The organism is Ktedonobacter racemifer DSM 44963, assembly GCF_000178855.1.
Taxonomy (GTDB): Bacteria; Chloroflexota; Ktedonobacteria; order Ktedonobacterales; family Ktedonobacteraceae; genus Ktedonobacter; species Ktedonobacter racemifer.
Genome location: NZ_ADVG01000004.1, coordinates 1,528,163 through 1,541,035 on the forward strand (window position 1 = coordinate 1,528,163; position 12,873 = coordinate 1,541,035).

At 57.3% G+C, this 12,873-nt stretch carries 9 protein-coding genes and 1 pseudogene; 1 reads left to right on the plus strand and 9 read right to left on the minus strand.

The features are described 5' to 3' along the window. Position 1: 1 nt before the first annotated feature. The 9 genes and pseudogenes from KRAC_RS48340 to KRAC_RS64045 all read right to left on the minus strand — a co-directional run bounded on the left by KRAC_RS48340 (position 2) and on the right by KRAC_RS64045 (position 11,942). Positions 2 to 2,689: a tubulin-like doman-containing protein gene (locus KRAC_RS48340; RefSeq protein ID WP_007919882.1), complete on the minus strand. Its 2,688-nt coding sequence runs from the start codon at positions 2,687 to 2,689 to the stop codon at positions 2 to 4. 189 nt (positions 2,690 to 2,878) lie between these two features. Then, the gene (locus tag KRAC_RS48345; protein WP_007919884.1) at positions 2,879 to 5,311 is read right to left on the minus strand and encodes a vWA domain-containing protein; all 2,433 of its coding nucleotides are present in this window, start codon (positions 5,309 to 5,311) and stop codon (positions 2,879 to 2,881) included. 215 nt (positions 5,312 to 5,526) lie between these two features. Continuing rightward, entirely contained in the window at positions 5,527 to 5,979 is a 453-nt protein-coding gene (locus KRAC_RS48350; protein WP_007919885.1) for a hypothetical protein, read from the minus strand. A 40-nt stretch (positions 5,980 to 6,019) separates the two neighbouring features. Next, complete coding sequence (locus KRAC_RS48355; RefSeq protein WP_007919887.1) at positions 6,020 to 6,838, minus strand: ABC transporter permease; 819 nt, start codon at positions 6,836 to 6,838, stop codon at positions 6,020 to 6,022. Continuing rightward, positions 6,831 to 7,673, minus strand: a complete 843-nt coding sequence (locus KRAC_RS48360) for an ABC transporter ATP-binding protein (RefSeq protein ID WP_007919890.1) — start codon at positions 7,671 to 7,673, stop codon at positions 6,831 to 6,833. Before KRAC_RS48360 ends, KRAC_RS48355 begins: the two co-directional genes overlap by 8 nt. Before the next feature lie 162 nt (positions 7,674 to 7,835). Beyond that, positions 7,836 to 8,891: an ABC transporter substrate-binding protein gene (locus tag KRAC_RS48365; RefSeq protein ID WP_007919891.1), complete on the minus strand. Its 1,056-nt coding sequence runs from the start codon at positions 8,889 to 8,891 to the stop codon at positions 7,836 to 7,838. 112 nt (positions 8,892 to 9,003) lie between these two features. Beyond that, the gene (gene sat, locus KRAC_RS48370) at positions 9,004 to 10,170 is read right to left on the minus strand and encodes a sulfate adenylyltransferase (protein WP_007919892.1); all 1,167 of its coding nucleotides are present in this window, start codon (positions 10,168 to 10,170) and stop codon (positions 9,004 to 9,006) included. 96 nt (positions 10,171 to 10,266) lie between these two features. Then, positions 10,267 to 10,839: pseudogene (gene cysC / locus KRAC_RS48375) on the minus strand (adenylyl-sulfate kinase); the annotation flags it as partial. A 143-nt stretch (positions 10,840 to 10,982) separates the two neighbouring features. Beyond that, positions 10,983 to 11,942 carry an aryl-sulfate sulfotransferase gene (locus KRAC_RS64045; RefSeq protein WP_007919894.1) on the minus strand — a complete coding sequence of 320 codons (960 nt, stop codon included), beginning with the start codon at positions 11,940 to 11,942 and terminating at the stop codon, positions 10,983 to 10,985. A 300-nt stretch (positions 11,943 to 12,242) separates the two neighbouring features. Here KRAC_RS64045 and KRAC_RS48385 point away from each other — a divergent pair, with 300 nt between their 5' ends. After that, positions 12,243 to 12,845 carry an IS607 family transposase gene (locus KRAC_RS48385; RefSeq protein ID WP_007919895.1) on the plus strand — a complete coding sequence of 201 codons (603 nt, stop codon included), beginning with the start codon at positions 12,243 to 12,245 and terminating at the stop codon, positions 12,843 to 12,845. Positions 12,846 to 12,873: the final 28 nt, after the last annotated feature.

Below are 12,873 nucleotides of genomic sequence, written 5' to 3' on the forward strand. Positions count from 1 at the left end.
CTCAAGATTCAGCGAGCTTCTGAGCGCTTGTTGTCGAAGTTGGCTGTGTCACCGGAGTCGAGGAGCGGCGGATGACCATCTCGGGCAGGGGAAGAGCATAGCCGAGCGCATTTCTGTCTGTGACCAGGCGTTCAGCCTCACCTGAGCTATGGACCGGCATCAGACCCGTGCCGTGGCTCTCCTCCCAGGCACGCTGGAAATGCTGGTAACATTCCATAGCGCTATTGTGCTCAAGATAGAAGTCGCGCACCGTGCTGAGGCTCAGTGCGTGCAGACCATAGCTGACTTGCAGGCGATGTGGATCATGCATGACGTTGACCAGCGGGATCTGCCCATGACTGGCGAAGGCGCTTAGGTGCTGTAGCGCTTGCTTGAAGAGAGCCTCCTGACTGCCATCGCGCCAGTCAAGCCCCATAAAGAGCGAGCTATCCAGCGTAGAGAGGCCCTCCGGCCAGAGTTCGGCCTCAAAGGTCACGAGGCTAGAGAGCAGGCCATAGATGTGCTCCAGGTGCGCGATGAAGTAGCCACTGATCTGCTCGCCACGCGTCTGCACGTTATACGCCGGTGGCGTGGCTTTATCCAGGAGCTCAAAGAGATTCATATCCGCGAAGCGTTTGGTATAGTATTCGCGAAAGAAATCGACCACGCGATCCGCCAGGCGGGCGGCGATATAGCGCTCAATGGAGAGCGTATTACTGCCGGGGGCGTTGGTCGTGCGCGCAAGAAACTCGGTACAGGGCTTGATGAAGCCCTGGTAGTTAATGGCCTGTTTCTCATCTTCCAGCGGCATGTCTCCAGTCGTGGACCAGCGATAGAGGCGCTCCACGGCGACGTTGTGATCATTGAGTGTACGCAGCGTGCTCAAGTCGAAGAGATGGCGCTGGTGAGGGTGAGGGTTTTCTAGCTTGCCATACCAGGCGAGGCTAGCCTGGCCCTTCAGGCGCAATTCACGCGCCCGCTCGGTGGTGCTGGCGCTCTGAAACCAGGAGAGTGACTGATTGAGGGCCTCGCGCACGCGTTCATTGAGGCCATGCAAAAGATGCTCTAGCAGGTGGTAGCGCGTGGCCAGGGCATGACGGCGCAGGCGCTCATTGTAAGCCTCGGCCAGGGCACTGGCATAGTCACGTGTGACGCGGCGCAGGGCGCCAGGCAGATGAGGCTGGTGCACAAGTCGTTCTTCAAGCTCATAGGGGCGCATGGGGACCCTGGGCGATTCTCCCTCCTGCAAGCGCTCAAGCATAAAGCGGTACTCCTGCTGGAGAGAACGCAGATGCTGCACGCGCCGGTTAAAAAGGCTTGTCTGACCCGTATCATCCTCCTCAAAGGTGCCGACGCCTTCAATATGTCGATGCTCTTCATGGGCCTTCACGTCAGTGACCTCTTGCATACGCGCCTCGGTGTTGCGCTCGAAGCGCTCTAGTTTCGCCCAGAGGAGATCGAGGTGGGCCTGCGAGGCTTCCTCGAAATCGCTGCTGCGGAAGACCCCCAGGCGCACGGCAAAGGGATTGCTCTCGTCGGCCTCGATGCGCCCCACGCTATTCCATTCCTTGCTCCAGGCGCGCCGCTCGTTCTCGCCCGCCTCTCTTGTGGCAGGTTGACAGCTGGCGAGGAGGGGAAGCAGGTAGGAGGCCGAGACCTGGGCGAAGGCTTGAGCCGTCTCGGTAGCGGGGAAGCGTACCTCAAGCGGACAGGTCGTACCAAAAAGCGTGGGTAGGCCACGGTCATCCGTCGAGCCAAGGGTGCGGCGATCAAGCCACTTTGAATGCTCCAGGAAACCAACGCCAGCCGCGTTCGTCGTACGTTGAAAGAGATCCATGCCGACGATGCGCGCCGTATCGATGCTATCGTTCATAGAGGCATTGCCGATCAGATAGATCTCGTTAGCGATGGGATCGTTGGTCAGACGGTGCATGCGGTTACGCATGTATTTCTGATACTCGCCAGTGGGGGCAGTGGCGGCGGCGCGACTATAGGCCAGTACCTCTAGCAGGCAGGCGGTGGCATTGCTCTTGCGCCAGCGCAGGTCATTGGCGGTCGCGCCATTTACGGCCTCGGGAAGCATACAGAAGACATTGATGCGCTGTTTATACTGGTGGTGCGTCAGAATTTCGCGAATCATGACGGCGATATCTACCAGGATGCCGCTACCGGTGCCGCCGCCGAGGAAGGCGACAATATTGGCCTGCACACCCGCGGTTTTAGAGATATTCTGCTCGCTCCCCAGGCGCGCCACGGTCACCAGGGCGTGCTCTAGCACCTCATGAATATATTGATAATTGAAGCAGGCCGCGACATGACCGTTGTTGCGGATGCCGCCTGAGCCATTGGTAAAGTATTGTGGTACGCGTTGCTGGATAAAGGTATGCTGGTCACTGGCATCGATGCGCGTGGCGCTGGAGATGCCAATGGGGACCGAGATGCGCAGGGGAAACTCCAGGAAGACATTGTTGTGCTGGTGGCGAAACTCGACCAGGGGGGCCGGAGGATCGTCGGTATCGATATAGACCAGGGCCACGCGCTGTTGATCGCCCGGCTTGAGGGAGAGCATATGGCGCATCAGTTCGAGACCGGTCAGGGACGAGGTGCTCCCAAGAAGCACCACCAGGTTAGGTGTCAGGACGCGTGACGCCGCGACCGTCGCCGGAAGTTCAGACTCTAAACGGATCTCATCTTCATGCATACTGGCCATACAGATCTCTTTCTAGTGGGCCGACGCTGCTAAAGCACGCGTCTACATATAATGGCGTGAAAAGTAGGGTCCATGCTGGCATGGACTCGCCCGCCTCGCAGGCCGATACCCTGACGCTGGCAAGTCGCTGCGCTCGGAGGCCGAGCTTGCTCTGCCCCTACAGGCTTTTTCTCCTCTCTATGTAACACTCTAAAAGATGTCGTCTTCATAGTTGTCTATGGGCGTGGCCTTGAGCCTCCTCTGATGCTTGTGGAACCTGGAAGAGGAGATATTGGGCCGGTCTGATTCTAGCTTATCAATTTCCTCTGTGTCGGGAGCGTGACGGGCTTGAATATGATAGGTAGCCATCGCATCGCCTGGATCTTCTTCTGGAGGGCGATAATGTAGCTCGTGTAGCTCCTGGAAAGCTGGCTGGACTGGCTCGCCATCGCTCTTGCGCCAGGAGGTGCCAGCAGAGTCATCCCTTGCCACCTCGATACCGCCACCGTGTTTGAAGCGGAAGCGGAGGCCGGATGGGAGACCAGCCTGGCGTGAGCGCAGGAGCTGGGGATGTAGCAGCGCCTGGAGAGGACTGCGACGCGCGCGTCGCAGGCGGATGTTGCCTACAGCCTCGCCCTCCTGGCTGACCAGCACCTCGCCGAAGGGATGGGGCAGGAGCGCATAGCGCACGAGTAACACCAGGAGCAGCAAGAGCAGCCCATAGAGCAGAGTAATCAACCAGGCCCGCAGCGTTTGAAGCCAGGTGGGAGCGACCAGGGCGACGCGCAGGGAGCGCCGAATCGTTCCGAAGTCACCATGGCTATCGGCGAAACTTCCGCGCGTATGGAAGAGCAGGCGGTAAGGTCCGCTTTGTACATTGGGCAGTGCTAGCGCAAAGCGTCCACCCTGGCGGTTTTGTACCTGCACGGGAACTGGATCTTTCGCGTTGGGCAGGATCGCCTCGGCCCGCACCTGGGCGTGAGTATATGCTTGCTGGCGTAGCAATGTCTGCCCCTCGATCGAGGTGGCGGGCTGAGCTGGAATTCCCTGGAGCGGCCACTGGCTCAGCCGCGCTATGGGCGGGAATGGAAGGCCATAGAGTAGACGCAGGGCCGGGTCCCACTCAACTGTCTGGACTGTAATCTCCTGATCGGTCGGTTGCTGTGTCGCTGGGGAGAGCAAGTTGGGCTCGGGAAAATGTTCGAGGCGCAGCGAGCGCAATTGACTACTGAGTGTGTGCGCGAGGCTGACGCTATAGCTATTGACAGTGATATCGTAGGAGCCTGAGGGGGCGTTCTCAGGCACAAAGATGGTGCCCGTATACGTTCCAGGCGTTGCCTTGCTATCGAGCGCGAAGTCCTGGCTATACTGGCCCCCGGCACCGTTATAGGCGACATGACCACTGAGCGAGACGGTATTATCGGTGATTGCTTCTCCATGATAGGTCAGGTAAGTGCTGACCGTGATGGGCTGGCCCAGGGCCAGTGCTGATTGTGCGCCGCTTTGCAGGTTGGCCTGTGAGATATCGAGGGCTGAGAGTGCCAGCGACGAAGCCTTTAAGCTTTTCATCAGGAAGCGTCCCGAGCCGGTCACGGTCAGGTTCCAGTCTCCCTGCTGGGGGCGGTCAATTGAGTAGATGACATAGTGGGGGTCGGCGTTGGAGACAAAGACGCCTGATTGCGCGCTGATGGTATGCCCCTGCGGATCCTGGAGCGCGACTGTGGTACTTGGTTGATCCTTAATGACGACTACGTCCAGGTTATCGGTATAACTGGTCACATTGAAGGCGCGGCTGATGCTGCCATTGGATTGGGTTAGCCCGATGTCATCGCCAATCGTCCGGTGATTATGGCGGGCGAAGATATCCACAAAGAAGGGCGCGATATTCAGGGGCGAGGGCTGACCCTGGATAACCCCGTTGGCATCGTCATAGAACTTGCCCGAGGTCGCATTGGCGAGGCCACTGAGAAACTCGTGGAATGAGTGGTAGGGCGTTCCGGCCTGGATAGGAGCGTTATTGCCCAGCGCGATGGTATCGATGCTCCAATTGTGCTGCTTAAACTGTGGGAGAAGCTCGCTCTGAATGGCATTTACCTGGTCATTCGTGCCTGGATCGGGATTGCCATCGGTTAAGAGCACGACCGAGCCTACGCGCGGCTGATCCTGGGTGGTCTGCTGGAGCATCTGAAGCGCCTGGTGTAGCGCGTCATAGGTCGGTGTCGTGTTATCGGGCTGGCAGTGATGTGACTGCTCCATGATGGTCTTTTGCAGAGCATGGCGCTGCAAGGGCGTCGCCATCTCGCCAGGGGCGGCCCAGCTTTGAGCAAGGGGAAAATTATGTGGTCCGCCGGCTGCGCCATTACCATCGAGGGCCACAACGCCGATATAGTTGCCGGGTCCGCTTAGATCGATAAAGGCATTGGCCGCCGAGCAGCGCAGGCCAGCGGGATCGCTTGTGCTCATCGAGCCTGACATATCCAGGACAAGAATCGTGACTGAGTTCTGCTCAGCAGGTGTCAGGCCAGCCTCTCTGCGTGTCGTCTGAGCTAACGCCTGTGAAGCGGGAGAAGCAATGGAACCTGTCAGTAAGAGAGCACTGAGGAGTGCGCCAAGTATGTAGCAAATGTGGAAGAAGGCCTTCATCACCACACATTTCCGGGCAGGGACACGGGAAGAAGCTGACCGACGCTGCTAAAGCACGCGTCGGGCTACGCGCGGCTCCATGCTCCTGCATACCATTCTAAGTTGACTGCTCTCTACTCACTATAGTCCCCACATCCAAGCCAGGCGATTACTGCTGCGTCATTTGCGCTCGCTTCCCTGCTCTTTGGCTTCAGGCGTTCCTCAGGCTTTATACATTAGATGGAGCGCTTATCTGCTGATAGGCGCTCCTCTAGCGTCTGTTGGGCAGCCAGTAGGAGAAAGGGGATGAGGATGAAGAGCAGGCGCGAGGCGGCCATGAGAAAGAGTAGCGTGCTCCAGGTGATCGGTGTGGCATAGAGGGCTAGCGCGACGCCGATTACCGCCAGCAGCACGCCTGTGACCAGGACAATCGTAGCCCAGCGATGCCAGCCTCGGGTATCACGGCGGTCCTGGGCGATGCTCTCGGTAAATTGCCAGCAGACAAAGAGGCCATCGATGAAGATGAGGACTGCGATCAAATGTCCAGGTTGCGCGATCCAGGTTTGCGCCACGTTTGTACTCCAGGTCGCGGCGAAGTGCAGGGCCAGCGCGACCAGAAACGTGGCGAATACGCCGATGAGGATGTATACGTCGCGAATGGAGCGAGCAATCGTCAAAACCACGCGCATAGAGGTGTAATGCCTTTCTCATGCTTATAAAAAGCTCTATTTAACCCTGGAGCCCACGGCGTTCGCGTATCCCGCGTTCGATGTTGGCGAAGATTAGCGTATCAATCGCCACGCCGATGACGATAATAATGAGCATAATGGCTATGACCTGGGCGGCATCATCGAAGTTGCGCCCGTCATTGAGCAGGTTGCCCAGGCTCAGCGTACCATAGATCAGTTCAGCGGCCATCAGTGAGCGCCAGGCAAAGGTCCAACCCTGTTTCAGCCCCTCTATAATAGAGGGTAGCGCGGCCGGGAGAATGACCTGTGTGGCCAGGGGAATACCGTGTGTGCCAAGCGTGCGCGCCGCTCTGACATACAGCGGGGGTGTATTCTTGATGCCATTGACGACGCCAAGTGTGATCGAAAAGAGGGCACCCATTACGACAACAAAGGTAATGGCCTGTTCCGAGAGGCCAAACCATAGGATGGCCAGGGGAAGCCAGCACACGCTAGGCAGGGCTTGCAGGCCCAGGATGAGCGAACCCACGGTCTCCTCCAGCAGACGGAAGCGCCCGATGAGCGCGCCTAGCGCCACCCCTAGCACGAGCGAGATCGCATACCCAAGCGCCAGCCTTTGCACACTTACCAGCGCCCCCTGAATATATTGGCCGCTACTGATGCCATCTACTAGGGAGGCGAATACCGCCAGCGGACCCGGCAGAGAATAGGAGGGCCAGATATTCAGGATAGCGATGATATGCCAGGCCAGGAGTAAAAGCGCGTAGAATACGAGGCGGCGCAGCCAGGGGCCAATTGCCGCGTATGCTGGATGTGTCGCTGTTTGCGGTGTCGAAAGTTGAGCGGTCGCCTTAGCCATTGTGTACTACCTCTTGTTCTCCCATGGCATCCTTTAGAACCGCCAGGATCTCGGCGGCCTGGTCTACCAGGCGATGATCTTCCAGCGAGCGGGGCCGGGGGAGATCAATGCGGAAGTCGCGCACAATCGTGCCAGGCCGGGGTGAGAAGACAACTACGCGGTCGCCCAGGGCCACCGCTTCATGCACGTTATGGGTGACAAAGACAATCGTTTTTTGTGTTGCCGACCAGATGCTTTCGAGTTCAACATACATGCGGTCGCGCGTCAGAGCATCCAGGGCGCCAAAGGGTTCATCCATCAGCAGTACAGCAGGATTGATGGCCAGGGCGCGCGCGATAGCCACACGCTGGCGCATGCCACCTGAGAGATGGTGGATATAGCTCTTCTCGAAGCCGGTCAGGTGGACCATGTCGATGAACTTCTGTGTGAGCGAGGCCCGTCTCTTCGCGGGGAGACCAGCCTGGCGCAGGCCAAACTCGACGTTGCCGCGTACATCGAGCCAGGGAAAGAGCGCCGCCTCCTGAAAGAGCAGCACGCGATCGGTACCCGGTCCCTGCACAGGCTTATTGCTGGCCCAGACCGTACCGTTACTGGCGCTCTCCAGGCCCGCGATAATGCTGAGCAGGGTCGATTTGCCGCAGCCACTGGGACCAACAAAGCAGACAAACTCGCCCGCCTCAATCTCCAGGCTAACTGGGCGCAATGCCTCGACGGCCTGTGCTCGCCCGGCGTAGGTTTTGCTGACCTGCTCTATTTTCAAAGGAATCCCATTAGGCTCTACAGATACACTCTGGAACTGGGATGGTAACTCAATAACTGGCGAGCGCCGAAGCATTATCTCTCTTCCTCCTGCGGATTGTGGATGTGATGCAGTAACTCGCTACTGGCGTACGCGGCTACTGCACTACACTCACAACCCGAAATAATTTACACACGGGTCTTGTTTGTTGGTCAGGAGCGTGCCGGAGGCACGCTCCTGACCAACAAACAATATTTTTTACGGGGTAGAGATGGTCGGTTTCCCTTTGGCAGAGAGGACCGCGTTGAGATCGCTGAGCTGATACAGACTCTTCAGATCTGGCTTGCTCTTGCCCAGGAAGCCGAGCGCGAAAGCCTGGTCAGCGGCCTTGTACAGGGCATTGGGCAGTGGATCATAGGTGATATTCAGATTGGCGAAGGCCTGATCGAGTTCATTTTGTGGGAGCGCTTTGCCTGAGAGGCGCTTGAGCTCGCCGTTGATGATCTTCTTGGCGTCGTCGGGATGGCTCTGGATATAGCCAACGGTATCGACGTGGGCCTCCAGGAACTTCTTGACCAGGTCGGGATGCTGATCATAGAAGGCTTTACGTACGACAACATTGGTCGTCACAAATTGCCCTCCGGGCCAGAGCGTGCTCTCGTTGACAAGAACTTTGCCCTTGCCCTCCACCACCAGGCGGGTGGCATAAGGTTCAGGCACCCAGGCGCCATCGATCTTGCCCTGTTTGAACAAGGAGAGAATATTGGCGTTATCGGTTGGGATAACCTGGACATTGCCTCCCTTATCGGTGCTTTGCAGACCATGATTCTGGAGGTAGTTGCGTAGTGCAACGTCCTGAGTATTGCCAAGCTGGGGGGTGGCCAGCTTCTTATTGGCCAGGTCAGCGGGCGAGTTAATATTCGGTTGTACCACGAAAGAGGCGCCACCGCTGGCGGCCCCGGCAATGATGCGCAGGGCTGAACCCTGGCTCTTAATATAGCCATTGATAGCCGGATTGGGGCCGACATAGCCGATATCGATGCTCTTGGCGAAGAGCGCCTCAATGAGCGCGGGTCCCGCGTTAAAGGTCGTGGTTTGCAGTGTGACGTTTGATCCAAGCGCCTTGGCGAACGTCCCTTGCTGTACGCCGACGACCGCGACCGCGTGGGTGATATTAGGGAAATACCCCAGATGGACCGTGACCTTGCCATTGCTGCTGGCATTCGCGTCCTGCCCGGCGCATCCAAGCAGAGCAACGGCGAGCAAAGCAAACAGGGCCAGGATGCTCCAGCTGTGTGGGAGCTTCTGTTTCATTCCTTTGATTACTCCTTGAAAAAAGTTAATAGAGTAAAGAGAACTCGTTTAGGTGAAAGCTTGCTTCGCATACGCCGTTGTATTTGTCACAGAGCAGGTATGTGGCGCGTCCTTACGCTACGGGTTCGCGCATGGCCTCGATAAGAATGCGGGCGACCTCTGGACGCGAGAACTCGCGTGGTGGGAGCGTCCCCTCACGCAGCAACTGGCGTACCTTTGTTCCGCTTAAAGTCACATGATGTTCCGCGCCATGCGGACAGGTCTTCTGCGACGCCATGGACTGGCACTCGCGGCAGAAGAAGGAATTATCGAAGAACATGGGTGTAATGCCGAGCAGGGCAGGATCAAATTCGGCAAAGATCTTCTGTGCGTCATAGGTGCCGTAGTAGTTGCCGACACCCGCGTGATCGCGGCCCACGATAAAGTGTGAGCAGCCATAATTCTTGCGCATTAAGGCGTGGAAGATGGCCTCGCGTGGGCCAGCATAGCGCATCGAGGCTGGGAGCACGCCCAGGAGCACGCGGTCCGCCGGGTAGTAATTCTCCAGCAGCACCTCGTAGCAGCGCATACGCACATCGGCGGGAATATCGTCGCTCTTGGTATCGCCGACAAGGGGATGCAGATAGAGGCCATCCACGGTTTCCAGGGCGCACTTCTGGATATACTCATGCGCGCGATGCACGGGATTGCGAGTCTGGAAGCCTACAACGCGTTTCCAGCCGCGCTCGGCGAAGAGTTGGCGCGATTGCGTGGGCGTGTAGCGATACTGCGCGAAGTTCTGCTGCTGCAAGGACACGATGCGCACGGGACCTCCAAGCAGGACATCTTCCTGCTGATAGACAACCTTGACGCCTGGATGGGCCTCTTCCTCAGTGCGGTAGACCTGGCGTGCCTCGTGTCGCTTATCATAGGTATACTTCTCTTCCAGCGTCAGTACAGCCTGTAACTCGTCTGCCTGATCCACGAGCGCGACCTCGGAACCCTCTTGGAGCTTTTCAGCCTGTTTGCTTGAGACTGCCAGGGTCACGGGTACAGACCAGGGGAGGCCATTGCTAAGATGCATCGTGTTTACGACGCTCTCATAGTCCGCGTGGTTGAGGAAACCCTTCAAGGGACTATAGGCGCCATTCGCCAGTTGTTCCAGGTCCGCGAGCTGGCGCGAGCCGATGACAATCTGAGGAAGAGCCTGGGCGCGTTCACGAAGCTCTTGTTGTTCGGCCTGGCTGGCGAGGTTGATGATCAATGTGCCGCCATGAGGAGCAATCAAGCCGTCTGTCATGAGTATCTATCCTGCCTTTACTGTAAATAAGAATTCTATGGGTGCGATGTCGTAGGGTCAGAGCTTGCTCGGACTAAGGCAATGCAAGCATGGCCCCTACAGGGTTGAAATTGGCGTTTCGAGATAGCTGGCATCCAGGTACTCTAGCTCCACGAGTTTGTGCAGGATGCGCTGCATGCTCTCCTCGATTGTCTCGGTATTGGTCTCGATGATCAGTTCAGGATGCTCTGGCTCCTCATAGGGATCATCCACACCTGTAAAGTTCTTGATCTTGCCCTCGTCCACCAGTTTGTAGAGACCCTTGACATCGCGGTCGCGACAGACCTCAATGGGACATTTCACGTAGATTTCGACAAAGTTGCCGATCTCCTGACGCGCCCACTCGCGGGCCTCGCGATAAGGCGAGATGGCGGCGGAGATGCACACTACGCCATTGCGTGTGAGCAGGCCACAGACGAAGGCGATGCGCTTGATATTGGTATCACGGTCCTCGCGGCTAAAGCCCAGGCCCTTGCTCAGGTGGGTACGCACGATGTCGCCATCAAGAATCTCAACGTTGCGCCCATGCTGTCGCAGGCGCTTCTCAAGGGCATCGGAGAGGGTGCTTTTTCCGGCCCCTGAGAGGCCTGTGAACCAGATCGTAAATCCTGTATTTGCCATGCTTGACTTCTCTTCCTTACTTCTCGCGCCCGCGGCGCTCGCCCGAGTTGTTGGTGTGGTGGATGCTGGCAGCCACAGGCTGCCAGCATCCACCACACCAACAACTCGGAAAAATGTGCATTGTGTTGAATAAAAATACGCGTGACTTGTGCCTAGAAGGCGTAGGCTTCGTAGAGACGCCACTCGGGATTGAGGTCGAATTGAGCAATGTTCTGCTGCGCGACCTCGCCATTCCTGCGCCCACGTTTCAGGAGGATGCGCGTATGCTTGCCATCGACAAGCACCCAGACGTTATGCTGTGCGTTGTAGCTGCAATCCTGGAGCCAGCTTGTGCCTGCATCCACCTCTTCCTCAATCGTGGTGCCGTGACCGGAGGAATTGAGGCGTACGAGCAAGGCTTTGCCGTGGACGGTGTCGGCGACGGTAAAATGCTCCTCATCCAGGATGCGTACCGAGTGGGGATGGTCCAGTCCTTCAAGGATGGTCTCCCACTTCCCGCTTTCGCGATCAATGGCGATAACCGTACCCTGGTGGAAGAGGGTCGCCAGGACGCGTCCATCGGGTAGCTCAGCCACGGAGTTCACATGCGTGGTCTGCTGGAGCGTGCCGTATTTGATGATGCGGTGATCGGCCTCTTTATCAAGCTCACGGAGCTCGCCTGTGGGAGTGTGGCTAAAGCCATGGTCGGTGGCCCACCAGGTCCAGAGTACCTCGCCCGTAGGGCTGAACTCGACCAGGAGATCAATGCCTGTGCTGGCGACGAGATAGCCGCGCCGGGTGCGTGAGACAGAGTGCAGGGCATTGAAGAGCGGAGAGCTAATAAAATCGCTCTGAAGGGTTTGCAGTTGCGTATCAACCCGGTGGATGCTATCAAAGGTGGTGACCAGGACATCCTTCTCGAATGGTGCCAGTCCAGCCGCCATGCTCAGGTTGAGCACCTTCTGTGTGGCTCCCAGGTCATCGATAAGGCAGACCAAGCCGCCGAGATCACCCCCAGGCTTCTGTTTGCTTCCAAGGACGGTCAGCGGGCAGGAGGTCTCCTCGCGTGTCTGGGTCCAGTGTTGTTTGAGCGTCGAGTGTTGCGTAGAAATGCAACTGAGCAATAGCTTCATGCAGGAACTCCGTTTACCTATATGCCTATCAGGATAGCCTGTCATCGTTATGACCTAAATCAACACCCTGTTCCCTCTATGGAAGCCTGCAAGTCGCCCCTTTGCGCTCATGCTCTTATGCCGCTACCGCAAAATATGTTGACTTAGTTTATCAAGATACTAATAATATCCTTATTAACTATACCGTATAGGATTCTTGCTTGTCAATTGCTGAAGTACACTAAAACGGAGTTTCTCAATTCTGGGGGGTTAAAAATATTTTAGAGTACATTGACTAATATGGATATTTCATGGTAATCTATGGACATGAAGTTGAGTCAGTATGCCAAAAAAACGGGAGTCACCTATAAAACCGCCTGGCGGTGGTATAAAGCCGGGACCCTCGATGCCTACCAAACGCCCGCAGGGACGGTGATCGTGCGCGATCCGGTGACGGAGAAGCCAGAGACGGGGCGCATCGCCTTGTATGCGCGCGTGTCCTCTGCTGATCAAAAAAGCGATCTCGAGCGCCAGGTGCAACGCCTGCGCGACTACGCGGCGGCCCGTGGCTACCCAGTGGCCAAAGACGTCGTCGAAATTGCATCGGGCCTCAACGACAACCGCCCGAAATTCCTCAAGCTGCTGGCCGACCCAAGTATTGGCACCATTCTTGTCGAACACCGCGATCGTGGCACCCGTTTTGGGTGGAGGTATCTCACAACGCTGCTCCAAGCCCAGGGACGCCGCATCGAAGCCATCTTTCCCCATGAGACGCAGGACGATCTCGTCGATGACGTTGTCAGCCTCATTACCAGTATGGCGGCCCGGATGTACGGCAGGCGCGGCTCTCGGCACAGAGCCGAACGCATCAAGCAGTGCGTGGAATCTCTCATGAAAGAGGAGCGGACCGAGGAGTGCGTTTGATGAGGCGTTCTTAAGATGCAGGCAGGAC

Excerpts from the sequence above, each read along its gene's own strand:
- KRAC_RS48340 (WP_007919882.1), bottom strand. The coding sequence starts at position 2,689 with ATGGCCAGTATGCATGAAGATGAGATCCGTTTAGAGTCTGAACTTCCG.
- KRAC_RS48345 (WP_007919884.1), bottom strand. The coding sequence starts at position 5,311 with ATGAAGGCCTTCTTCCACATTTGCTACATACTTGGCGCACTCCTCAGT.
- sat (WP_007919892.1), bottom strand. The coding sequence starts at position 10,170 with ATGACAGACGGCTTGATTGCTCCTCATGGCGGCACATTGATCATCAAC.
- KRAC_RS48385 (WP_007919895.1), top strand. The coding sequence starts at position 12,243 with ATGGACATGAAGTTGAGTCAGTATGCCAAAAAAACGGGAGTCACCTAT.
- KRAC_RS64045 (WP_007919894.1), bottom strand. The coding sequence starts at position 11,942 with ATGAAGCTATTGCTCAGTTGCATTTCTACGCAACACTCGACGCTCAAA.
- KRAC_RS48365 (WP_007919891.1), bottom strand. The coding sequence starts at position 8,891 with ATGAAACAGAAGCTCCCACACAGCTGGAGCATCCTGGCCCTGTTTGCT.
- KRAC_RS48350 (WP_007919885.1), bottom strand. The coding sequence starts at position 5,979 with ATGCGCGTGGTTTTGACGATTGCTCGCTCCATTCGCGACGTATACATC.
- KRAC_RS48360 (WP_007919890.1), bottom strand. The coding sequence starts at position 7,673 with ATGCTTCGGCGCTCGCCAGTTATTGAGTTACCATCCCAGTTCCAGAGT.
- KRAC_RS48355 (WP_007919887.1), bottom strand. The coding sequence starts at position 6,838 with ATGGCTAAGGCGACCGCTCAACTTTCGACACCGCAAACAGCGACACAT.